The sequence below is a fragment of the Bradyrhizobium sp. BR 10289 genome, assembly GCF_019455385.1.
Classification (GTDB): Bacteria; Pseudomonadota; Alphaproteobacteria; order Rhizobiales; family Xanthobacteraceae; genus Bradyrhizobium.
In genome coordinates this window covers 94,507-117,196 of sequence record NZ_JACOFR010000014.1, presented here as the reverse complement: position 1 = coordinate 117,196, position 22,690 = coordinate 94,507, and the positions used below count along the sequence as shown (strand labels likewise).

Below are 22,690 nucleotides of genomic sequence, written 5' to 3'. Positions count from 1 at the left end.
CCGGATCTACGCTCCGCTTCGCTGCGCTTGTCCGGGACGACAGCCTTTGTGGGGCTGACGGAGGCTCAGCTCATCCACGGTGCGCTCACGAATTCCTTCGCGTCGCATTCGCCGCAATCGCCGCCGCTGCGGTTCTATTCTCCACGCCCAGCTTCGCGTAGATCTGTTCCAGATGCTTGTCGACCGTGCGCGGGCTCAATCCCAGAATCTGTGCGATGTCGCGGTTGGTCTTGCCCTTGCTCAGCCAGGCCAGCACCTCGCCTTCGCGCGTGGTGAGGCCGAGCTCGCTGGTGAACTCCGGAGGCAGCGCGGTGCCGGCCTCCTTGGACAGCCGCAGCAGGAACTCGTTCGGCGCGGTTTCGCCCATGTAATAGAACCGGAGCTGCGGACTGTCGGGCAGGGACGCGGCTTGTGACTTTGCGCTGCCCTTGCCCTTGGCCTGCTCCAGCCATTGCAGCAGCGATGGCGGCAGCACGAAATCGTCTGCTTGGGCGCCATGATGGTCGGCCAGCAGCTTTTGCGCCTGCGGCGTCGCCCAGAGCAGATGCCCCTGCCGGTCGACCGCGAACAGGAAGCGGCCGGAGACGTCGAGCGCGGCGCGCGCGCTCTGGGTCAGGCGGGCATTGCCGAGATGAACGCGAATGCGCGCCAGCATCTCCTCGATCACGATGGGCTTGGTGACGTAATCGACGCCGCCGGCGTCGAGCCCGCGCACGATGTGCTCGGTTTCGGCAAGGCCGGTCATGAAGATCACGGGGACATTGGCAAGGCCGGCATCGCGCTTGAGGCGGCGGCAGGTCTCGAACCCGTCAATGCCGGGCATCACGGCATCCAGCAGCACGATGTCGGGCGTGATCTGGTCGACGATGCGCATGGCGGCTGCGCCGTCCAGCGCTACCATCACCGTCATCCCGGCGCCGTCGAGCGCATCGGTGAGCAGCCGTAGCGTCTCGGGCGAGTCATCGACAACGAGCGCGACGTCGCGCTTCTTTGGTTCAATGCTCATAAGCATGCAGTGTTTTCAATGTGGCCATGTAGGTGTCGAGATCGAAGCGATCGACAAGCGACCGCATTTCGGCGACGAAGTCGGCATGCTCTGGATGCTCGCTGCCGATCTCGTCCAACTTCAGCTGAATACCCCTGACGTAGCCGATCTGGCCGAGCCCGATCAGCGCCTCGATGTGCCGCACCGGCGGCCTGGATCCGCTCTCCGGCCGCCAGAACGGCACCGTGATCTCGTCCGAGCCGTATTGCCATTCGAGCTTGAGGAGCTGACGGATCGTCTCCAGCAGCCGCGGAATGTCGATCGGCTTCATCAGGTAGCCGTCGTGGAAAGGCTGCGCCAGCGGCGTGCCGTGCGCCTCCAGCGCGCTCGCCGAGACCATCAGGATGCGGGCCTGGTGATGGCCGCTCGCGCGCAGAGCTTCCGCCACAGCCCAGCCGTCCATGGCCGGCATCGAGATGTCGAGCAGGAACAGGTCGGGCCTGCAATGCTGCGCCAGCGCGAGGCAGCCGGCGCCGTCGGGAGCGCTGAGCAGGATGAAGCCGAGCGGCGTCAGCACCTCGCGCAGGAGGTCGCGATGCACGGGGTCGTCGTCGGTGATGAGGATGGTCTTGCGCGCACCGTGATAGCCGGAGACCGGCGCCTCCACTGGCGCGATGCGCTGCGGATTGATGACCTCCGACAGCAGGATCTTGACCTTGAAAGTGCTGCCGGCGCCGACCGTGCTCGTTACCTTGATGTCGCCGCCCATCACGCCGGCGAGCAGCCGGCTGATGGTCAGGCCGAGGCCCGTCCCGGTCTGGGGCTGTGAGACACCAAGTGCGCCGCGCTCGAACGGTGCGAAGATACGCTCAAGATCGTCGGCCTGGATGCCGGGGCCGGTATCGATCACCTCGAACTCGGCGACAGGGCTGCGATAATGCACGACGAACTGCACGCTGCCGGTCTGGGTGAACTTAATGGCGTTGGAAAGCAAGTTGATCAGCACCTGGCGCAGCCGCTTTTCGTCGGCGTAGACGACCAACGGCAGATGTGCGGGACGGCGGAACACGAAGTCGATGCCCTTGGCCGCGGCCTGGAGACGGAACATGCCGACGAGCTGGTCGAGGAATTCGCTTAAGCGCACTTCGTCGCGCGACAGATACAGCCGTCCGGCCTCGATCTTGGAGATGTCCAGAATGCCGTCGATCAGGCCGGAGAGGTGATCGGCACTGCGGCGGACGACGCGGACCTGGTCGCGCGGCTTGGTGGCGAGCGAGGCGTCCTGCTCCAGCAGCTGGGCATAGCCGCTGATTGCGTTCAGCGGCGAGCGCAGCTCGTGGCTTAAGCCAACCACATAGCGGCTCTTGGCGAGGTTGGCGGATTCCGCCACTTCCTTGGCGCGCTGGAGCTCGGCATCGGTGCGCTTGTGGGCGTCGATCTCCTGGATCAGCAGCGCGGTCTGCCGCCGCGTCTCGGCCTCGGCCGCGCGGCGGCTCTGCTGCGCCAGCACGAACAGCCAGGCGACAACGCCGATGATGATGCTGAGCGAGAAGAACACCTTCCACAGCACGTTCGAGACCAGCATGTTCTCGCCATGCACGCTCGCCGAAGTCTGGAGATAGATCAGCCCCAGCACCAGTGCGACGAGACCGGCAGAGACCACGAACACGCCGATATAGTGTCCGAACTGCGAGTTGATCCGCTGATAGATGGGCTGCGGCAGGATCTTGCCGAGCGCCTCGGCGAACTGCACCTGCGCGCGCCCATGCGGCTTGCAGAGATCGTGGCAGCGCGCATCGAGCGAGCAGCACAGCGAGCAGATCGGGCCGGCGTAGGCCGGACAGGACGTGGTGTCCTCGGGCTCAAAGCTGTGCTCGCAGATACAGCACTGGATCGATTCGATATTGGCCCAGCTCTTCTTCGGCTTGCGCGCGATGTAGTATTTTCCGTCAGTGAGCCAGGCGATGATCGGTGCAGTGACGAAGGCGACCGTCAGCGCGACGAAGGCGGCAAGGGCCTTCATGGTCGGGCCGAACAGCCCGTAGAACGCCGCGATCGAGACGATGATGGCCAGCGTCATCGCGCCGACGCCGACCGGGTTGATGTCGTAGAGATGGGCGCGCTTGAACTCCATCTGCGGCGGGCGAAGCCCGAGGGGCTTGTTGACGACGAGATCGGACACCAGCGCGCCAACCCAGGCGATCGCGACGTTGGAGTAGAGCGCGAGCGTCTGCTCCAGCGCCTTGTAGACGCCGATCTCCATCAGCAGCAGCGCCACCATGACGTTGAACACCAGCCAGACCACGCGCCCGGGATGGCTATGGGTCAGGCGTGAGAAAAAATTCGACCAGGCGATCGAACCTGCATAGGCGTTCGTGACGTTGATCTTGATCTGCGACAGGCTCACGAAGATGCCGGTCAGCGCCAGCGCGAGATCCGGCTCCGACAGCACGTAGCGAAACGCCACGAGATACATATGCGCGGGTTCGGCGGCCTCTTCGGGCGGCACGCCGTGGCTCAGCGCGAAGAACGCGAGGAACGAGCCGGCCAGTAGCTTCAGCGCGCCGAGCACGATCCAGCCGGGCCCTGCGCTCATCAGCGCGATCCACCACGACGCCCGGGAGGTGCGGCGGTCGCGCGGCAGGAAGCGCAGGAAGTCGACCTGCTCGCCGATCTGCGCCACCAGCGAGAACACCACGGAAGACGCAACGCCGAACAGCAGCAGATCGAAATGGCCACCGGGGTCGCCGTGCTCGCCGGCGAATTTGTGCCATTCCGTGAAGGAGTGCGGGCTGGCCCACGCGATCGCGGCGAAGGGCAGGATGTGCAGCACGATCCAGAGCGGCTGGGTCCAGAGCTGGAAGCGGCTGATCAGCGTGATGCCGTAAGTCACGAGCGGGATGATGGCGACCGCGCTGATGAGGTAGCCGATCGGGCGCGGAATGCCGAGACACATCTCCAGTGCGGTCGCCAGGATCACCGCCTCGACCGCGAAAAAGATGAAGGTGAAGGAGGCGTAGATCAGCGAGGTCACGGTCGAGCCGATATAGCCGAAGCCGGCGCCGCGGGTGAGGAGGTCAATGTCGATGCCGCATTTGGCGGCATAATAGGCAATGGGAACGCCGCAGCAGAAGATGATAGTGGAGACGACCAGGATCGCGGCGGCGGCGTTGGTGACGCCGTAGTTTAGGGTGATGGTGCCGCCGATCGCTTCCAGCACCAGGAACGAGATCGCGCCGATCGCGGTGTTGGCGACGCGGGCGGCGGACCAGCGCCGCGCGCTCTTGGCGGTGAAGCGCAGCGCGTAGTCTTCCAGCGTCTGGTTGGCGACCCATTGGTTATATTGGCGCCTGACGCGGTCTATTCGCTGCCGCCCTGCCACTCGAACCCCACTTCCGGACTAGTCAGTTTCCTCGCAAATCCCGTACCAAAAGCCTACGTCGGTATTTTGCGGTGCAGTATACGCGATCTTGCGTATGCTTGCGCTGCACAAATTCGAGCCATCCTCACGGCACCAATCGCGTGTCCTCGAACAAACAGTGGGGTGCTCATGTCAGACGAAGCCAACAAGGGCCTGTTGTCGCCGCTCCGGCGCAAACTATTGATGGGAATGGCCGCCGTGCCGGCCATCACGATGCTTCCGAAGGCGTCGTTCGCGCAGGCCCCGGCGACCTCGGCGGTCAACACCACCGGTCTTGCGGTCACTGACACCGAGGTCACGGTCGGCATCCTGCACTCGGCGACCGGCACCATGGCCATCTCCGAGACCGGTTCGATCGAGGCCGAAAAGCTCGCCATCGAGCAGATCAATGCGATGGGCGGCGTGCTCGGCCGCAAGATCAAGTTCATCCAGGAAGACGGCGCCAGCGACTGGCCGACCTTCGCAGAGAAGGCCAAGAAGCTGCTCGTCAACGACAAGGTCGCGGCCATCATGGGCTGCTGGACCTCGGCCTCGCGCAAGGCCGTGCTCCCGGTGATGGAGCAGTACAACGGCATGCTCTACTATCCGACCTTCTACGAAGGCCTCGAGCAGTCCAAGAACGTCATCTACACTGGCCAGGAAGCCACCCAGCAGATTCTCGCCGGTCTGAACTGGATCGCCAAGGAGAAGGGCGCAAAATCGTTCTTCTTCATCGGCTCCGACTACATCTGGCCGCGCACCTCGAACAAGATCGCGCGCAAGCATGTCGAGAACGTGCTGAAGGGCAAGGTGGTCGGCGAGGAGTACTACGCGCTCGGCTCGACCCAGTTCAACTCGGTGATCAACAAGATCAAGCTGACCAAGCCCGACGTGATCTTCACCGACGTCGTCGGTGGCTCCAACGTCGCCTTCTACAAGCAGCTCAAGGCTGCTGGCATCGACCTCGCCAAGCAGCCGCTGCTGACGATCTCGGTGACTGAGGACGAAATCGACGGCATCGGCGGCGAGAACATCGCGGGCGCCTATGCCTGCATGAAGTATTTCCAGTCGCTCGACAATCCCAACAACAAGGCCTTTGTGCCCGCGTTCAAGAAGATGTGGGGCGAGAAGACCGTGATCGGAGACGTCACCCAGGCTGCCTATCTCGGCCCGTGGCTGTGGAAGCTGACGGTCGAGAAGGCCGGCTCCTTCGACGTGGACAAGATCGCGGCGGCCTCGCCGGGCGTCGAGTTCAAGGGCGCGCCGGAAGGTTACGTGCGCATCCACGAGAACCATCACCTCTGGTCGAAGACCCGCGTGGGCCGCGCCAAGCTCGATGGCCAGTTCGAGCTGATCTACGAGACCGCCGATCTCGTCGAGCCGGATCCGTTCCCGAAGGGATACCAGTAAGCCGCGGTCGGCTCGCGCCTCCTCTCCAACACCAAGCCTCTCCCTGGCGTGGACAGCAAATCCGCGCCCAAGACCCCGCGTCGCGAACCTGCTCGCGACGCGGGACCCCATTCCCTGACGGAGGACATCGATGTTCGGCGACTACTCGCTTGGTGACCTTGGCTCCATTTTCGTCATGCAGGGCTTTGCAGGATTGATCCTGTTCTCGGTCTACGTCCTGATGGCCCTCGGCCTTGCCATCATCTTCGGCCAGATGGGCGTCATCAACATGGCCCATGGCGAGTTCATGATCCTCGGGGCCTACGTCACCTGGATGACCTCCAATCTGTTCCAGACCTATATGCCTGGTCTGTTCGGCGGCTACTTCTTCCTCGCCATGATCCTGGCCTTTCTCGCATCCGGTGCGCTGGGCATGGTGGTGGAATGGGTGCTGATACGACACCTCTACAAGCGCCCGCTCGACACGCTGCTCGCGACCTGGGGCCTCAGCCTGATGCTGCAGCAGGCCTATCGCTCCGTATTCGGCGCGCGCGAGGTCGGCGTCGAGCTGCCGCAATGGATGCTCGGCTCGCTGCACGTCACCGACAGCATCGAAGTGCCGATCAACGGCGTCTTCGTGATGTGCCTGACCGTGCTGATCACCGTCGGCGTCGCTTACGTTCTCTACATGTCGCGCTGGGGCCGCCAGGTCCGCGCCGTCGTGCAGAACCGCATCATGGCAGGCGCGGTCGGCATCAACACCGAGAAGGTCGATCGCTATACGTTCGGCCTCGGATGCGGCATTGCCGGCGTCGCCGGCAGCGCTTTCACCATGATCGGATCGACCGGGCCGACCTCCGGCCAGCTCTACATCGTCGACACGTTCCTCGTCGTCGTGTTCGGCGGCGCCGCCAGCCTGATCGGCACCATCGCATCGGCCTTCTCGATCTCGCAGACGCAGTCGACGCTCGAATTCTTCATGTCGGGCTCGATGGCCAAGGTGCTGACGCTGCTCGCTGTCGTCGGCATCCTGATGCTGCGGCCGCAGGGTCTCTTCGCCCTCAAGGTCCGCAAATAACGGAAGCAGGCAAGTCATGATCATCAACTCACGCTTCTTCAATCGATCCGAACTGATGGGCTTTGTTGCCTTGGCCGCCGTGCTGTTCGTGATCCTGCCGCTGACGCTGGATGTATTCCGCCTCAATCTGGTCGCGAAATACCTGACCTACGCCTTCGTCGCACTCGGCCTCGTGCTGTGCTGGGGCTATGGCGGCATCTTGAGCCTGGGGCAGGGCGTGTTCTTCGGCCTCGGCGGTTACTGCATGGCGATGTTCCTCAAGCTCGAGGCGTCGAGCGTCGAGAACACGAAAATCCAGTCCACGCCCGGCATTCCCGATTTCATGGACTGGAACCAGATCACGTCGCTGCCGCTGTTCTGGCAGCCGTTTCACAGCCTCACCTTCACCATCCTCGCCATCGTCCTGGTCCCCGGCCTCTTCGCTCTGATCATCGGCACCGCGATGTTCAAGCGCCGCGTCGGCGGCACCTATTTTGCGATCATCACCCAGGCCGTCGCGGCCATCCTGACCATCCTGATCGTCGGGCAGCAGGGCTACACCGGCGGCATCAACGGCATGACCGACCTGCGGACCCTGAAGGGATGGGACATCCGGCCGGACCACGCCAAGATCATCCTCTACTTCGTCGAGGTGGTGCTGCTGTTCGCGTGCATCGGTATCGCGCAGTTCATCCGCCTGACCAAGCTCGGCCGCATCCTGGTGGCGATGCGCGAGCAGGAGGACCGCGTCCGCTTCTCCGGCTACAGCGTCGCCAATTTCAAGATTTTCGCCTTCTGCATGGCCGCGGTCTTTGCTGCGATCGGCGGCGCCATGTTCGCGCTCAATGTCGGGTTCATGTCGCCCTCGTTCGTCGGCATCGTGCCGTCGATCGAGATGGTGATCTACACCGCGGTCGGCGGACGCATGTCGATCTTCGGCGCGATCTGGGGTGCCATCCTGGTGAACTTCGCCAAGACCAGCCTGTCGGAATCCTTTCCGCAGCTCTGGCTGTTCGGCCTCGGCGCGCTGTTCATCGCAGTCGTGCTCGCCTTCCCGAACGGCCTGTCCGGCCTCTGGGGTGATTACGTACAGCCGCGCATCGACCGCCTGTTCGCCTCGCGCAAGTCGAAGGCTGGTTGGAAGGACAATTCGGTCGCCGACGGCGCACCGGCAGAGTGAGGAGATAGGTCATGCTCGTCGGACAACAGCCCAAGGAATTCCTGCTCGCGGTCTCTGGATTGACCGTGTCTTTCGACGGGTTCAAGGCGGTCAACGACCTCTCCTTCTACGTGGAAGAGAACGAGATTCGCGTCATCATCGGTCCCAACGGCGCCGGCAAGACCACTGTGCTCGATCTGATCTGCGGCAAGACCAAGGCGACCTCGGGCTCGATTCAGTTTCGTGGCAAGGAGCTCACGAAAATGAAGGAAAACGAGATCGTGCAGACCGGCGTCGGACGCAAGTTCCAGACGCCGTCGGTGTTCGAGGACCTCACCGTGTTCGAAAACCTCGAGATCTCGTTCCCGCGCGGCCGCACCGTATTCGGCTCGCTGACCTTCCAGCGCGACCAGCTGGTTAAGGACCGGGTCGAGGAGGTCGCGGAGATGATCTTCCTCAAGGACAGGCTCAACACCTATGCCGACGAGCTCAGCCATGGCCAGAAGCAATGGCTCGAGATCGGCATGTTGCTGATCCAGGACCCGGACCTCCTGATGCTCGACGAGCCCGTCGCGGGCATGAGCGTGTCCGAGCGCGCCAAGACCGCCGAGCTGCTCAACCGCATCATCAAGAACCGCTCGGTGCTGGTGATCGAGCACGACATGAAATTCGTCGAGGACATCGCACACAAGGTCACTGTGCTTCACCAGGGCCAGATCCTGTCGGAAGGCACCATGGAGAAGGTGAAGAACGACCCCAAGGTCGTTGAAGTCTATTTGGGGCACTAGAGATGGCGAGTAATCGGCAAGCCGGAGCGGCGATCTCCGTCCACCTCTCCCATAGGGAGAGGTCGAATGGCGCAGCCATTCGGGTGAGGGGTTTCGCTCTCTCGGGTGACCTGCGTCCCCTCACCCGGCGCTACGCGCCAACCTCTCCCCGGTGGGGAGAGGTGAAGAGACACCGAGTCTAGGAGGCACATCGATGCTGGCAATTTCCGATCTCCATGTCGCCTACGGCCAGAGCGAGGTCCTGCACGGGCTCAACGTCAAGGTCGCGCCCAACGAGATCGTCGCGATCATGGGCCGCAACGGCATGGGCAAGACCACGCTGATGAAGTCGCTGATGGGCATCCTGCCGACCAAGAGCGGCTCGGTGACCATGGACGGCGCCGAGCTCGGCGCCCTGCCGAGCTATGAGCGCGTCGCCAAGGGCCTCGCCTATGTGCCGCAGGGCCGCATGATCTTCTCCACCATGACGGTGAAGGAGAACATCGAGACCGGTCTCGTCGTCTCCGGCGGCTCCGAGGTACCGGCCGACATCTACGAACTGTTTCCGGTGCTGCTGGAGATGAAGGGCCGTCGCGGCGGCAATCTCTCCGGCGGCCAGCAGCAGCAGCTCGCGATCGCCCGCGCGCTCGCGACCAAGCCGAAGGTGCTGCTGCTGGACGAACCGACCGAGGGCATCCAGCCGTCGATCATCAAGGAGATGGCGCGCACCTTGAAGCGCATCCGCGACGAAAAGGGGCTCTCCATTGTCGTCTCCGAGCAGGTCCTCAGCTTCGCACTCGATATCGCCGACCGCGTGCTGGTGATCGAGAACGGCGAGATCGTGCGCGACGATCCGCGTGACGCCGTCGATGCGGCGCAGGTCTCCAAATATCTGTCCGTCTAACCAACCGTAGTAAAAGGGGAGCATCTCGATGCCAGAGACACTGATCAAGGTCGATCTCACCAAGTCGGCTTACGAAAATGACATGGTGCACAACCGCTGGCACCCCGACATCCCGATCGTGGCCTGGGTCAATCCCGGCGACGATTTCATCATCGAGACCTATGACTGGACCGGCGGCTTCATCAAGAACAACGATTCCGCCGACGACGTGCGCGACATCGATCTCTCGATCGTGCACTTCCTGTCCGGTCCGATCGGCGTCAAGGGTGCTGAGCCCGGTGACCTTCTGGTGGTTGACCTGCTCGACGTCGGTCCGCTCAAGGAGAGCCTGTGGGGCTTCAACGGCTTCTTCTCCAAACAGAACGGCGGCGGCTTCCTCACCGACCATTTCCCGCTGGCGCAGAAGTCGATCTGGGACATCAAGGGCCTCTACACCTCGTCGCGTCACGTGCCCGGCGTGAATTTTGCCGGCCTGATCCATCCCGGCCTGATCGGCTGCCTGCCCGATCCGAAGATGCTGGAGACCTGGAACAAGCGCGAGGCCGAGCTGATCTCGACCAATCCGACCCGCGTTCCCGGGCTCGCCAATCCGCCGTTCGCAGCGACCGCCCATGGCGGCCGCGCCAAGGGCGACGTCAAGGCCAAGATCGGAGCGGAAGGTGCGCGCACCGTGCCGCCGCGTGAGCATGGCGGCAATTGCGACATCAAGGATCTCTCGCGCGGCTCGAAGATCTACTTCCCGGTCTACGTGCCCGGCGCAGGCCTCTCGATGGGCGACCTGCACTTCAGCCAGGGCGACGGCGAGATCACCTTCTGCGGTGCGATCGAGATGGCCGGCTGGCTGCATCTGAAAGTCGAGGTGATCAAGGATGGCATGTCGAAATACGGGATCAAGAACCCGATCTTCAAGCCGTCACCGATCACGCCGAACTACAAGGACTACCTGATCTTCGAGGGCATCTCGGTCGACGAGCAAGGCAAGCAGCATTATCTCGACGTCCACATCGCCTACCGCCAGGCCTGCCTCAACGCGATCGAGTATCTCAAGAAGTTCGGCTATTCCGGCGCCCAGGCCTATTCGATTCTCGGCACCGCGCCGTGCCAGGGCCACATCTCCGGCGTGGTCGATGTACCCAACGCCTGCGCCACGCTGTGGCTTCCGACAGAGATCTTCGACTTCGACGTGATGCCGTCGGCAGCCGGGCCCATCAAGCACATTACGGGCGATATCCAGATGCCGATCTCACCGGACAAGTGATCGTGCGTTCTATCCCCGTCGTCCTGAGGTGCTCGCCTTGCAAGGCAAGGCGAGCCTCGAAGGACGACGGCCCGGCTGTATCTCGGCCGTACATCCTTCGAGGCTCTAGATGAGGCGCAACGCGCCCCATCTAGAGCGCCTCAGGATGACGGATTAAAGAACACGAAGGACAACACAATGCCGGTCTATGAATATCTCTGTGACGATTGCGGACCCTTCAAGGATCTCCGCCCGATGGCGGAATGCGACGATCCGCAAAACTGCCCGCACTGCGAGACGTTGGCGCCACGCGTCATCCTGACCGCACCGAATTTCTTCTGCATGCCCTCGGACAAGCGCAAGGCGCACGCCGTCAACGAGCGCAGCTCGCACGCGCCGCAGACGCTGGCACAATACAAGGCCTCGCACGGCCCGGGCTGCGGCTGCTGCTCGTCGGGCAAGACGGTCAAGGACAAGGGCGCGGCCGATAAGAAGAAGCCGTCCCGACTGGTGACCAAGACGAAGAGCGGCGCCAAGGGGTTTCCCACCGCGCGGCCCTGGATGATCAGCCACTAACCTCAAACGAAGAAGTACAGGAGCGCTCAACATGCTTCACGGCGATATCTCCAGCAGCAACGACACCGTCGGCGTGGCGGTCGTCAACTACAAGATGCCCCGCCTGCACACCAAGGCAGAGGTGCTCGACAATGCGCGCAAGATCGCCGACATGATCGTCGGCATGAAGGTCGGCCTGCCCGGCATGGACCTCGTGATCTTCCCGGAATATTCCACGCAGGGCATCATGTACGACTCCAAGGAGATGTACGAGACGGCGTCCGTGGTTCCGGGCGAGGAGACCGCGATCTTCGCGGAGGCCTGCCGCAAGGCGAAAGTGTGGGGCGTGTTCTCGCTGACCGGCGAGCGCCACGAGGAGCATCCGCACAAGGCGCCCTACAACACATTGATCCTGATGAACGACAAGGGCGAGATCGTCCAGAAGTACCGCAAGATCATGCCCTGGGTGCCGATCGAAGGCTGGTATCCCGGCAATTGCACCTATGTCTCCGAGGGTCCGAAAGGCCTCAAGGTCAGCCTGATCATTTGCGACGACGGCAATTATCCGGAAATCTGGCGTGACTGCGCCATGAAGGGCGCCGAGCTGATCGTGCGCTGCCAGGGCTACATGTATCCGGCCAAGGAGCAGCAGGTCATGATATCCAAGGCGATGGCGTGGGCCAACAACGTCTATGTCGCGGTTGCCAATGCCGCCGGCTTCGACGGCGTCTACTCGTATTTCGGCCACTCCGCGATCATCGGCTTCGACGGCCGCACGCTCGGCGAATGCGGCGAGGAGGATTACGGCATCCAATATGCCCAGTTGTCGAAGCATCTGATCCGCGATGCGCGCCGCAACGGCCAGTCGCAGAACCATCTCTACAAGCTGGTCCACCGCGGCTACACCGGCATGATCAATTCCGGCGACAGCCCGCGCGGCGTCGCGGCCTGCCCCTATGATTTCTACAAGAACTGGATCGCCGATCCCGAAGGGACCCGCGACATGGTCGAAGCGATGACCCGTTCGACGCCCGGGACCGACGAGTGCCCGATCGACGGCATCCCGAATGAGGCGGTGGCCAGCAATTACTAAGTCATCGTCGGCGCCACAGGGGGCCGGCGCCGGTGATGACTAGCACCAAGTGACTTTGTTGCCGGCCTGTCCAATCTTTTCTGTGCCGAAATAATGATCGTTCGACGCGAAATCGTGGCGCAGATGCAACATCTGGATGAAAACACGCATGCCGACCGGGGAATCCTTGAGGCCCGTAGTTTTGCGAGTGGGTTCCCTCGCCTAAGTTCCCGCCGCGCCGCGGGGCGCGCGGGAATAGGGGTGTGGCGTGCGTTTTCCACTACGGTTTGGTGGGCGAGGTCGGCTGAACTTGGCGGCGCTCGTGCTCGCCGGCGCTTTCGGTCTTATAGCAACGGGAGCCTCGGCCCAGAGCTTCTTCGGCTACACGTGGAATGGCCCCGGCAGCACAACCGCAACATCGGACTATAACCTGGCTACCAACTGGTCCACCCCGGCGTCGGGTGCACCGGCTGCGCCACCGGTGGCGTCCGGGCAGGGAGTCTATTTCCTTGGCGGCGGATCGAGCACCGTCAACGTCACGGCTGGCCCGATCGCTCCGGACTTCATGCTTTTCTCGGACGGCTACACGCTGACCGGCGCCGACATCCATTTCAGCTCCGCTGCGGTCGTATTCGGCGGCATCTTCGACAATGCGTCGTCCGGTCAGACCGTATCGATTGCCAACAATATCGGAGAAGCCGTCGCCGGCGTTCAGGTGCGGCTACAGGGACAGAGCACGCTGATCCTGTCCGGCACCAATACCTACACGGGCGGCACCGACATCAATCTCGGGACGCTCCAGGTGACGAACAACCATGCGGTCGGCACCGGAACGGTCACGCTCGAGGAAGCGCAGTTCCAGGCTGATGGCGTGAGCGATCTCACCTTCACCAACAATTTCAAGATCAACCATTCGACGTCCGGCAGCGCGATCGATTCCAACGGCGTGACGCTGACGATTGCGGGCAACATCAGCGACGGCGCTGGAGCCGGCAAACTGACCGTGCTGGATTCCACCGGTGGCGGCGGCACCGTGGTCCTCACGGGCACCAACACCTATAGCGGCGGCACGACGATCTGCTTCTGCGGCACGCTCCAGCTCGGCGACGCCACGCACACGGCTTCGATGGTAGGTGGCATCACGAACGAAGGCCAGTTCAACATCGTCAATGCCAATACCGCCGGCATCACCTCGCTCACCAACGATGCGGGCCTGACGACGTTCAACAATGCGACGTCGGCCGCCACGATCGCGATCACCAACAGGAACGGCGGCGCGACCGTATTCCTCGACGGCAGCAGTGCGGCCAGCGCAACGATTGTGAATCGCAGTGGCGGCGTGACTATCTTCAACAATACCAGCACGGCAGCCAACGCCGTCATCACCAACAGATCCTCCGGCGTGACGGTGTTCACCGACAACACGACCGCCGGCAACGCCACCATCACCACCCTCAGCGGCGGCCAGACCCTGTTCTTCGTCGCAGCAACGGGCGGCAACGCGCAGTTCGTCACCAACGGCTCCGGCGTCGTCGATTTTTCCGGCAGCACCGGGCGGAATGGCGACGGCCGCATCAGCGCCGGATCGATCGCGGGCTCGGGCACCTACGCGATCGGCGCCGGCAATACGCTCGTGGTCGGCAGCAACAATCTTTCGAGCGAGGTGAGCGGCGCCGTCGTCGATTCCTGCGCCTGTGGGCCGGGAGCCGGCTCGCTCGAAAAGATCGGCAGCGGCACGCTGACCCTGTCTGGCACCAACGCATACACCGGCACGACCACGGTGAACGGCGGCGTCTTGCAGGTTGACGGCTCGATCACGTCGTCGGTCCTGACCACGGTGAATGCCGGCGGCGCGCTGACAGGCGTCGGCGCTGTCGGCAATGCCCTGATCGCCACTGGCGGCATTTTCCTGCCGGGCAACAGTACGCCGGGCACGGCGATGACGGTGTCCGGCAATCTCGCCTTCCAGTCCGGCGCGCTTTATCTCGTCAGCATCAACGGCACGACGTCGAGCCTCGCCAACGTGACCGGGACCGCGACGCTTTCCGGATCCGTCGGAGTGAGCGTGGCAGCGGGCTCCATGCTCGCGAAGCGATATACCATCCTGACTACCGCTGGCGGGCTCATCGGCACCTTCAGCGGCGTCGCCACGCCCAGCATGGCAAGTTACACCGCGAGCCTCAGCTATGATGCGAGCAATGTTTACCTGAACTTTGCGCTCGACTATGGCGCGAAATCGGCACTCAACGTGAACCAGGCGAACGTCGCCAATACCCTGGCCAATTTCTTCAATGCCAACGGCGGCATCAACAGTGCCTTCGCCAATCTCTCGCCGTCCGGCCTGACGCAGGCCTCGGGTGAATCCGCGACGGGATCGCAGCAGACGATGTTCAATGCGATGAACCTGTTCATCAGCCTGCTGACCGATATGTTCGGCTCGGGGCGCAGCGGGATGCCTGGTGCGGCGCCCTATGCCGACGGCCCGAGCGCGAACGCTTATGCTTCGACCGGAAAGAGCGCGCGCGATGCCTTCGCCTCAATCTATCGCAAGGCGGCACCCGTGGGATTCGAGCCGCGCTGGGATGTGTGGGCCGCCGGCTACGGTGGTTCGCAGACCACCGACGGCAACGCCACGCTCGGCTCGAACAACACCAGCAACAGTGTCTACGGCACCGCCGTCGGCCTCGACTATCGCTTCTCGCCGTCGACGATTGCCGGTTTCGCGCTGGCCGGCGGCGGCACCGGCTTCAGCGTCAACGGGCTCGGCTGGGGCCGTTCGGACCTGTTCCAGGCCGGCGCGTTCGTCCGTCACACCGCGGGCCCGGCCTACATCACCGCCGCGTTGGCCTATGGATGGCAGGACGTTACCACCAACCGCATCGTCACAGCCGCCGGCGTCGATCAGTTGAGAGCGCAGTTCAATGCCAACGCCGTCTCGGGTCGTGTCGAGGGTGGCTACCGCTATGTCACGCCGTGGATTGGCCTCACGCCCTATGCCGCGGCCCAGGCCACCCTGTTCAGCCTGCCGAACTATTCCGAGTTCGCCGTGGTCGGCAGCAACACTTTCGCCCTCGACTATGGCGCCAAGGACGTGACCAGCACCCGCACCGAGCTCGGCTTTCGTACGGACAAGTCGTTTGCCGCCGCCGGCGGCTTGATGACTCTGCGTGGTCGCCTCGCCTGGGCGCATGATTTCAATCCGGATCGCACCGTGGGTGCCGTGTTCCAGACGTTGCCGGGCGCGGCCTTCGTCGTGAACGGTGCCGCCCAGGCGCGCGATTCCGCGCTGACCACGGCGTCGGTGCAAATGAACTGGATGAACGGCTGGTCCGCATCCGCGACCTTCGAGGGCGAGTTCTCGAACGTCACCCGTTCCTACGCCGGCAAGGGCGTCGTCCGCTACGCGTGGTGAACTTTACTGCTTCTTCTGGGGAGGCTTGCGCGGCGGGCGCGGGGCAGCGGCGGCGGGCGAGGGTGTCCCGCTCATCTTGTTGGCGGCCTCGCTGACGTCGAGCAGCGAGCGGCGGGTGTCCTCGATGAAGCTCGCCGATTTCTTCTTCATGGTGTCGGCGAGCTCGTGCAGCCCCTTGATCTTCTCGAACAGCTCGTCCGCCTTGCCGTCGACGAAGCCGGGCACCGCGCTCTCGATCTTGCTGACCGCCTTGTCGAAGCCCGCGAAAGCAGTGTCGACCTTGGCCATGACGGAATCGATTTCGCCGCCTTTGCTCCTGAGATCGGCGGTGGTGCTCTCGAAGGTGCGCAGGCCTTCCTTGATCGCCGGCGCGTTGCTCACGATGGTGCGGTCGACGCTGTGCAGGGTGTCGACGATAGATTCGACGTCGCTGAGATCGGCGGTGAGCACGGGAATGCCGTCCGAATCCAGCGGCACAGGCGGAGCGGAGGGCGCTCCGCCGATCAGGGAGACGGCGGCGACGCCGGTGAGCCCCTGGAACTCGATGCCCGCCACGGTGTCCTTGCGGATCGGCGCGGCGTTGTCGAGCATCACCAGCGCCACGACCTTGCGGGGATTGTCCAGCTTGATGGACAGGATCTGGCCCGCGAGCACGCCGTCGAAATTGACCGGGCCGCCACGGCGCAGGCCGCTGGCCGAGCCGCCTTCGAACACGACACGCAACTGGCTGCGGCTCTGGGCGGTGCGCCATTTCTGCACGCCGAGCAAGCCGCCGAACGCCACGGCGATCGCCGCCAGCGTCACCGTCCCGATCACAAGATTGCTTGCGCGTGCCATGAAGCTTAAGTCTACGGCCAAAGCGGGGAAGTTGGAAGAAGCCCGCATGGCCGCGAGTCTAGGTAAGTCGGGTTAGGGAAGCGTAACCCGCCCGGCGCGACATCAATGTCCGGCGGCGCGTTTTGCCGCGGCATTGTTCAGCACGATCAGCGCATCGACCGCGACTCCAGTCCTGGTGTTGATCAGGAACGGGTTGATGTCGATCGAGGCGATCCGGTCGCCGGCATCCGCGATCAGGTTGGACAGGCCGACCAGCGCCTTCACCGCGGAGGCCTCGTGCAGGGCCCGCTTGCCGCGATAGCCGCGGATCTTGATGCCGGCCTTGGTGCGGCCGATCAGGGCCCGCGCCTCGGCCTCGTCCAGCGGTGCGCCTGATAGCGCGACGTCCTTCATCAGCTCGATATCGATGCCGCCGGTGCCGAATAGCACCACTGGCCCCATCTCGGCATCGAGGGAGGCGCCGACCACGAGTTCGAGATCGGCCTTGACCTGCTGCGCGATCAGGATGCCGTCGAGCCTGGGCTTGCCCTTCAGCTTCGCCACTCGTGCAGTGATGTCGGTGAAGGCCTTCTTCACCTCGGCGGCGCTGTTGAGATTCAGCACGACGCCGCCGATATCCGATTTGTGCAGGATCTCGGCGCTGACGACTTTCGCGACGACCGGAAAGCCGATCTGCCTGGCGATCTTCATGGCCTCCGCCGCCGTCTGCGCGATTGCCTCCTTCGAGATCGGGATGCCATAGGCCTTCAGCAGCTTCTTCGAAGAAACCTCGTCGAGCGCGGCGCCGGTTGCCGATGTCAGCGCCTTCTCCAGCACGGCGCGCGCGGCTGGCTTGGAGCTCGAGACGATGTCGGGCACTTCCTTCCGCAGCCTGGCATAGGCGAGCAGCGACTTGATCGCGGTGACCGCGCGGTCCATGCCCTGCATCACCGCGAGATGCGGCAGTGATTTGCGAAGGCCCTTGGTGAAGTCGGTGAAGCCGATCGACATCGCGCTGACATAGATCACGGGCTTGCCCGCCGCGCGCGCCATCTCGTTGACGATGCGCAGATTGCGCTCACGCAGCTCGTGCGGCGCCTTGGGCAGCTCGGCATCGATGATGACGATATCGATATCGGGATCGTCGATCATCAGCTTGATCGACTTCATGTAGACGGAGGGATCGACCACCGCGGCAAAGCCGGCGTCGAGCGGGTTTCCGACGATCGAGCCGGGTCCGAGCATCTTTGCCAGCTCCGAGCCGACATGCGGGCTCAGCGGCGCAAAACTCAGACCCTCGGCGTAGAAGGCATCCAGCAGCATGCCGCGCTTGCCGCCCGAGAGCGTGACCGCGGCGAGCCGGTCGCCCTTCGGCACGGCGCAGTGGACAAAGCATTCGGTGGTCTCGATCAGCTCGTCGAGCCCGCGGACCCGGATCACGCCCTCGCGCGTCGCGATAGCGTCGAACGTCTCGATTGAGCCTGCGAGCGCGCCGGTATGCGCCATCGCCGCGGCGCGGCCGCCCTCGGACGCCCCGAGCTTGAGCGCGATCACCGGCTTGCTCGCGGCGCGCGCCGCCTTGCAGGCATCGCGGAATGCCTTGGTGTTGCGCACGCCTTCGAGGTAGACGACGATCACCTTGATGCTGGGATCCTCGGCGAAATACCGCATCAGGTCGGGCGTCTCGAGCCCGGCCTCGTTGCCGGTCGTCACCATGTAGCCGACGCCGACGCCACGATCCTCCAGCGCCTGGCGGATCGCCATGACGATGGCGCCGGACTGTCCGGCGACCGCCACCGCTCCCTGCTCCATGGTGACGACGCGGTCGTCGATATTGGTGAAGAGCTTTTCGCCCGCGCTCAGATTGCCGAGGCAGTTCGGGCCGGTAACGGCAAGTCCGGTTTCTCGCACCGCCGCTTGCAGTTCAGCCGCGAGCCTCTGGCTCTCCTCATCCTGCAACTCGCTGAAGCCCGAGGTGACGATGGTGGCCGACCGCGCGCCGGCCGCCGCGGCGTCGCGGATCACCTGCACGGCAAAGCGCGCCGGCACCAGCACCAGCACATGGTCGGGCTTCTCGGGCAGGCTCGCAAAATCCTTGAAGCAGGGCACGCCCCAGATGGTCTCGCGCTTGGCATTGACCGGATAGAGCCCACCCTCGAAACCGTATTTGACCAGGTTGTTCCAGATGCGCTCGGCATAGTTGCCGGGCTTGTCGGTCGCGCCCACCAGCACGATGTTGTGCGGATGTAGCATGGCGTGGATGCCCTTGACGACGTCACTGGCATCGGGCGGCGGCGACCATTGGCGAGGAGAGACGGCAGATACGCAGGCTTCCATGGCGCTTCCTCACCTTTATTCTTGTTGCCCTGCGCCATCATGCGCCGGGTTGGCTGATTGCAACTGACGCCATACCGCGAGGCGGAATGGATGAGACGATGCGATAAGGCTAGCATCACCGGACTTTTGGCGAAAGTGCGAACGACCCGGCGTCGTGTTAGGAATCCGCGCGATCGTTCTTCCGATGGTGCTCATGCCGCTGCTCTCCATTGTCGTTCCGACTCTCGATCGTCCCGACACGCTGCGTCACGCGCTGGCTACGATGGCCTGTCAGCCCACCAATGCGGATTGCGAGTTCATCGTCCAGAACAATGGCGGCAACCCCGATATCGCGGCGATGGTCGAAGGCCTGAAGGATGCGCGATTCAAGCACTTCGCCAGCGATCGCGTTCTTACCATGACCGACAATTGGGAGGCGGCGCTCGGCCATGCCTCGGGCGAGTATGTCACGCTCATCGGCGACGACGACGGCTTGATGCCCTATGCCTGCACGACGGCGAACGACGTTCTCGCCGGCGGCAAGATCGACCTGCTGAGTTGGCGCGCCTGCAGCTACCATTGGCCGACCTATTATCATCCGGCGTTCCGCAACCGGCTGCTGGCGGAGATCGATCTTGCGGCGTCGGTGAAGCGGGTCTCCTCGCGCCGAGCGCTGGCGCGCATCTTCGCCTTCCAGGCGCACTATTCGCATCTGCCGATGATCTACAATTCGTTCGTTCGCCGCGGCATCATCGACCGGATGCGCGCGACCTGCGGGCGCTATTTCATCGGCCTCTCGCCGGATGTCGCCTCCGGCATCGCCAACGCCGCGCTGACCGACAGTTTCGTGCGGCTGTCGCGACCGCTCGGCATGTCCGGCATCTCGTCGTACAGCACCGGCCACGCGATGTTCTTCGAGACCACGGATCTGCTCGAAACGCCGCGAGGGGCTCGCGATTTCGGAGCCATCGACGGCGAGAAGCAGCTCCCCGATCTCAACGCGCTCGAGCTCTTCATCGCCAGGGACATGCTCGTCCTCAAGCGCCTGCTGCTGGCCGATGACGATCACGTCCAGCTCGACTACAGGGCGCTGGCGCAGGCGCTTGCGACCGGTATCAACGATCGTCCGCCCCTGTATGATCGGACCGTGCAGACCATCGGTGAACTCGCCCGCACGCGCGGCTTCGACGTCGCCGACATCATCATTCCCGCACGCCTTGCGGATCGTCCGCCGCCCGCACGGCCGGGCGTGCGCGCCGTTGGTCCGAACAGTGCGATCTATGAGCTCGATGGCTCGGCGCTTGGGCTTTCCTCGATCGCGGACGCAGTGCGCGCGATCGCGCAGTTCGTTCCGGACCAGCCGCCGTTCGATCCGGACACCCTCGAAGTGTCCGCATCCGTGCCGCTGCTGGGCGGAGACGAGCTCAGCTTCGCGCGCGACGGGGCCGGTGTTGCCGCGCTGACCGAGGGGTGGAGCGAGCCGGAGGAATGGGGCACCTGGTCCGTCGCCAGGAACTGCGTGCTCCGCTTCGAGGTCCGTCCCGTTCCATCGCGACCTCTCGAACTCGTGCTGGCGTGCCGGGCGTTCGTCTCCGAGAAAAATCCGCAGCTGCGCGTCGCCTGCCGCGTCGGCAGCGGCGCGCTCCAGCAATTGGAATTCTCGACGGATGCGTTCGCCGGCCAGCGCAAATTGATGGTGGATCCCGCCGCGATTGCGGCCGACGGGACGTTGACCATCAGCCTTGCGCTATCCGATCCGCACTCGCCCGCGGATCTGGCATTGGGCCGCGACGTGCGGCCGCTCGGGATTGGGCTCGAACGGGCCTGGCTTGGTCGCGGCGGCCGCGCCCAGCAGCATCGCTGACCCCGGCCGGCTCAGTAGCGCAGCAGGCGCAGCTTATGGGCGTAGTGATAGGCCAGTTGCTTGGCGAGATAGGACGCGATGGCGCGGCGGATCTGCAGCTGGGTTGGATCGAAGCCGAGCACGCGGCGCCGCAATATGGCCATCTCCTTGACGCCGACCGCGTAAGTCGCGGCGGTTTTCTGAGCATCATGGATGCGGAAGCAGGCGAGGAAGCGTGGCAGGCGCACGAACTTGAATCCCGCCGCCTGCGCCCGCAGGATGAAGTCCCAGTCCATCGCATAGTGAAAGCTCTCGTCGATCGGTCCGATCGCGTCCCACACGCGCCTGCGCCAGAACATCGTCTCCTGCGGAATATAGTCGGCATATTGCAGGACCTTGCCGTCATACGGCGGCAGCACGGCGCGCCCGACCTCGAGCCCCTCGCGATCGACGAAGATGCGATGGCCATAGACGACGTCGACGTCGGGATGGGACGCGAAGTAGTTGGCGACATAGGCCAGCGTCCCCGGCAGCAGCATGTCGTCGCTGTTGAGGTAAGCCATGATGTCGCTATCGATGCCGGCGAAGCCGAGATTGATCGCGTTGGACTGGCCCTCGTCCGGCTCGCTCCTCCAGCTGATGTTGTCACCGCGGCTCTTCAGCAGATCGACGGTGCCGTCGATCGAGGCGCCATCCTGCACGTGGTAATACAGGTTCGGATAGTTCTGGCTGACGACGCTTTGGATCGTGGCGCCGAGATATTGCGCGTGATTGTAGCTCGGCGTGACCATCGCGATCCGCGGCGCATTCGCCGGGATCGACGGCGCGGGCGGGAACGTAGCAAGGTTGAGCAGGCGCGGCGGATATTGCTCGAAGGTCCACATCGGCGGGCGACGCCAGAGGCTTCGAAGCGAGGAGCGTCTCTGCCCGGCGGCAAGGAGGTCCAGATTCCTTTCGAGGAGGGCGACCCGGTTTTCCAGCAGTTCCAACCGCTGTTCGAGGCGCTGCCTGTACTCGTCATCCATTACTGCTTGCCCCGAAAAATGCGGCATCAAAAAAGATCAATCGCCCATTCTTATAGGTCTCTGGTCGGTAGCGCCAGTTCAGCGGTCCCGCCAACGTGATCGCCCGGCACTCCATCGCGGCTTGTCGACGCCCAATCGGAGCCTTACGGTTCGATTGCGAACCGCTGTTCACCGGTTCCAATCAATGTTGCGTGCAGGACGTAGCGCTCGGGACCCGAGGTCACCGCGTCGAACGGCCAGCAGGTGGCAAGCACGAGCTCGAAACCTTGTGATGCAGGGTCGATCCCCGATGCATCGAAACGGACCACGGCCGAGGAGTCGGCGCGATACCGAAAGTGCTTGCCGTCCGCGCGTGTCACGTCGATCTCATCACCGATCGCAACATTCCGCAGGAAGCGGAAATGCGTATCGCGATGTGCGGCATATACCGCAATGCCGCGCTCGCCCGCATCAACCGTTTGGTGGAGATGGCCGGGGCCAAAGGCGAGCGCCTGGCCGCTAGCGCCGTCCAGCACGATGGCGCTGGCCCCTAACCGCGTCACCTCGATCCGCGCCACCGGCCAAGTGTCGGCCCACGCCCACGGCTTGACCGGCTGGCCCGTCGCAATGCTCCGGTCGAATGCGCGCTCCAGCAGCAGCTGTGCCAGCCAGGCCTTTGCGTGGATGTAGGCGCCATCGCCGAACAGGAAGAGCCCGATGAGCGCGAGGACGAGAGGAGAGATGAGGCGGGACATAGTAGGTCCAATGACGATC

The 22,690-nt window shown here is 63.8% G+C and carries 16 protein-coding genes; 10 read left to right on the top strand and 6 right to left on the bottom strand.

Annotation, left to right across the window (positions count from 1 at the left end):
- Positions 1-85 precede the first annotated feature (85 nt).
- Together HYH08_RS22655 and HYH08_RS22650 are read right to left on the bottom strand one after the other, a co-directional pair.
- Positions 86-1,012 carry a response regulator gene (locus HYH08_RS22655; RefSeq protein ID WP_220012037.1) on the bottom strand — a complete coding sequence of 309 codons (927 nt, stop codon included), beginning with the start codon at positions 1,010-1,012 and terminating at the stop codon, positions 86-88.
- A complete protein-coding gene (locus tag HYH08_RS22650; RefSeq protein WP_220012036.1) occupies positions 996-4,367 on the bottom strand; it encodes a hybrid sensor histidine kinase/response regulator in 3,372 nt (1,123 codons plus the stop codon). The genes HYH08_RS22655 and HYH08_RS22650 overlap by 17 nt, the downstream gene beginning before the upstream one ends.
- 168 nt (positions 4,368-4,535) lie before the next feature.
- On the opposite strand from HYH08_RS22650, the gene urtA reads away from it, so the two are divergent.
- From urtA to HYH08_RS22605, 9 genes are all read left to right on the top strand, one after another.
- The gene (gene urtA / locus HYH08_RS22645; RefSeq protein ID WP_220012035.1) at positions 4,536-5,795 is read left to right on the top strand and encodes an urea ABC transporter substrate-binding protein; all 1,260 of its coding nucleotides are present in this window, start codon (positions 4,536-4,538) and stop codon (positions 5,793-5,795) included.
- Between the two features lie 130 nt (positions 5,796-5,925).
- Positions 5,926-6,852 carry an urea ABC transporter permease subunit UrtB gene (urtB, locus tag HYH08_RS22640; RefSeq protein WP_220012034.1) on the top strand — a complete coding sequence of 309 codons (927 nt, stop codon included), beginning with the start codon at positions 5,926-5,928 and terminating at the stop codon, positions 6,850-6,852.
- A 16-nt stretch (positions 6,853-6,868) separates the two neighbouring features.
- Positions 6,869-8,011 (top strand): urea ABC transporter permease subunit UrtC, encoded by a 1,143-nt coding sequence (urtC, locus tag HYH08_RS22635; protein ID WP_220012033.1) that lies wholly within the window; start codon positions 6,869-6,871, stop codon positions 8,009-8,011.
- Positions 8,012-8,022: 11 nt separating this feature from the next.
- Positions 8,023-8,778 carry an urea ABC transporter ATP-binding protein UrtD gene (gene urtD, locus HYH08_RS22630; protein WP_220012032.1) on the top strand — a complete coding sequence of 252 codons (756 nt, stop codon included), beginning with the start codon at positions 8,023-8,025 and terminating at the stop codon, positions 8,776-8,778.
- 193 nt (positions 8,779-8,971) lie between these two features.
- Entirely contained in the window at positions 8,972-9,661 is a 690-nt protein-coding gene (urtE, locus tag HYH08_RS22625) for an urea ABC transporter ATP-binding subunit UrtE (RefSeq protein ID WP_220012031.1), read from the top strand.
- Between the two features lie 28 nt (positions 9,662-9,689).
- A complete protein-coding gene (gene fmdA, locus HYH08_RS22620) occupies positions 9,690-10,919 on the top strand; it encodes a formamidase (protein WP_220012030.1) in 1,230 nt (409 codons plus the stop codon).
- Between the two features lie 177 nt (positions 10,920-11,096).
- Positions 11,097-11,474: an FmdB family zinc ribbon protein gene (locus tag HYH08_RS22615; RefSeq protein ID WP_220012029.1), complete on the top strand. Its 378-nt coding sequence runs from the start codon at positions 11,097-11,099 to the stop codon at positions 11,472-11,474.
- A gap of 31 nt (positions 11,475-11,505) precedes the next feature.
- Positions 11,506-12,546 (top strand): aliphatic amidase, encoded by a 1,041-nt coding sequence (locus tag HYH08_RS22610; RefSeq protein ID WP_220012028.1) that lies wholly within the window; start codon positions 11,506-11,508, stop codon positions 12,544-12,546.
- A 289-nt stretch (positions 12,547-12,835) separates the two neighbouring features.
- A complete protein-coding gene (locus HYH08_RS22605) occupies positions 12,836-15,937 on the top strand; it encodes an autotransporter outer membrane beta-barrel domain-containing protein (protein WP_228748004.1) in 3,102 nt (1,033 codons plus the stop codon).
- Positions 15,938-15,940: 3 nt separating this feature from the next.
- Here HYH08_RS22605 and HYH08_RS22600 read toward each other — a convergent pair whose 3' ends face one another.
- Complete coding sequence (locus HYH08_RS22600; RefSeq protein WP_220012027.1) at positions 15,941-16,774, bottom strand: MlaD family protein; 834 nt, start codon at positions 16,772-16,774, stop codon at positions 15,941-15,943.
- 102 nt (positions 16,775-16,876) lie between these two features.
- Positions 16,877-19,090 (bottom strand): acetate--CoA ligase family protein, encoded by a 2,214-nt coding sequence (locus HYH08_RS22595; protein ID WP_220012026.1) that lies wholly within the window; start codon positions 19,088-19,090, stop codon positions 16,877-16,879.
- 193 nt (positions 19,091-19,283) lie between these two features.
- On the opposite strand from HYH08_RS22595, the gene HYH08_RS22590 reads away from it, so the two are divergent.
- On the top strand, positions 19,284-20,933 hold the full coding sequence (locus HYH08_RS22590; RefSeq protein WP_220012025.1) for a glycosyltransferase family 2 protein: 1,650 nt from the start codon (positions 19,284-19,286) through the stop codon (positions 20,931-20,933).
- Between the two features lie 11 nt (positions 20,934-20,944).
- Here HYH08_RS22590 and HYH08_RS22585 read toward each other — a convergent pair whose 3' ends face one another.
- Entirely contained in the window at positions 20,945-21,937 is a 993-nt protein-coding gene (locus HYH08_RS22585; RefSeq protein ID WP_220012024.1) for a glycosyltransferase family 2 protein, read from the bottom strand.
- Positions 21,938-22,080: 143 nt separating this feature from the next.
- Positions 22,081-22,671: a class GN sortase gene (locus HYH08_RS22580; protein WP_220012023.1), complete on the bottom strand. Its 591-nt coding sequence runs from the start codon at positions 22,669-22,671 to the stop codon at positions 22,081-22,083.
- Positions 22,672-22,690: the final 19 nt, after the last annotated feature.

What these genes read in the sequence shown, in the direction of transcription:
- HYH08_RS22655 (WP_220012037.1), bottom strand. Translation starts at nt 1,012, where the DNA reads ATGCTTATGAGCATTGAACCAAAGAAGCGCGACGTCGCGCTCGTTGTC.
- urtA (WP_220012035.1), top strand. Translation starts at nt 4,536, where the DNA reads ATGTCAGACGAAGCCAACAAGGGCCTGTTGTCGCCGCTCCGGCGCAAA.
- urtB (WP_220012034.1), top strand. Translation starts at nt 5,926, where the DNA reads ATGTTCGGCGACTACTCGCTTGGTGACCTTGGCTCCATTTTCGTCATG.
- urtC (WP_220012033.1), top strand. Translation starts at nt 6,869, where the DNA reads ATGATCATCAACTCACGCTTCTTCAATCGATCCGAACTGATGGGCTTT.
- urtD (WP_220012032.1), top strand. Translation starts at nt 8,023, where the DNA reads ATGCTCGTCGGACAACAGCCCAAGGAATTCCTGCTCGCGGTCTCTGGA.
- urtE (WP_220012031.1), top strand. Translation starts at nt 8,972, where the DNA reads ATGCTGGCAATTTCCGATCTCCATGTCGCCTACGGCCAGAGCGAGGTC.
- fmdA (WP_220012030.1), top strand. Translation starts at nt 9,690, where the DNA reads ATGCCAGAGACACTGATCAAGGTCGATCTCACCAAGTCGGCTTACGAA.
- HYH08_RS22615 (WP_220012029.1), top strand. Translation starts at nt 11,097, where the DNA reads ATGCCGGTCTATGAATATCTCTGTGACGATTGCGGACCCTTCAAGGAT.
- HYH08_RS22610 (WP_220012028.1), top strand. Translation starts at nt 11,506, where the DNA reads ATGCTTCACGGCGATATCTCCAGCAGCAACGACACCGTCGGCGTGGCG.
- HYH08_RS22600 (WP_220012027.1), bottom strand. Translation starts at nt 16,774, where the DNA reads ATGGCACGCGCAAGCAATCTTGTGATCGGGACGGTGACGCTGGCGGCG.
- HYH08_RS22595 (WP_220012026.1), bottom strand. Translation starts at nt 19,090, where the DNA reads ATGGAAGCCTGCGTATCTGCCGTCTCTCCTCGCCAATGGTCGCCGCCG.
- HYH08_RS22590 (WP_220012025.1), top strand. Translation starts at nt 19,284, where the DNA reads ATGCCGCTGCTCTCCATTGTCGTTCCGACTCTCGATCGTCCCGACACG.
- HYH08_RS22585 (WP_220012024.1), bottom strand. Translation starts at nt 21,937, where the DNA reads ATGGATGACGAGTACAGGCAGCGCCTCGAACAGCGGTTGGAACTGCTG.
- HYH08_RS22580 (WP_220012023.1), bottom strand. Translation starts at nt 22,671, where the DNA reads ATGTCCCGCCTCATCTCTCCTCTCGTCCTCGCGCTCATCGGGCTCTTC.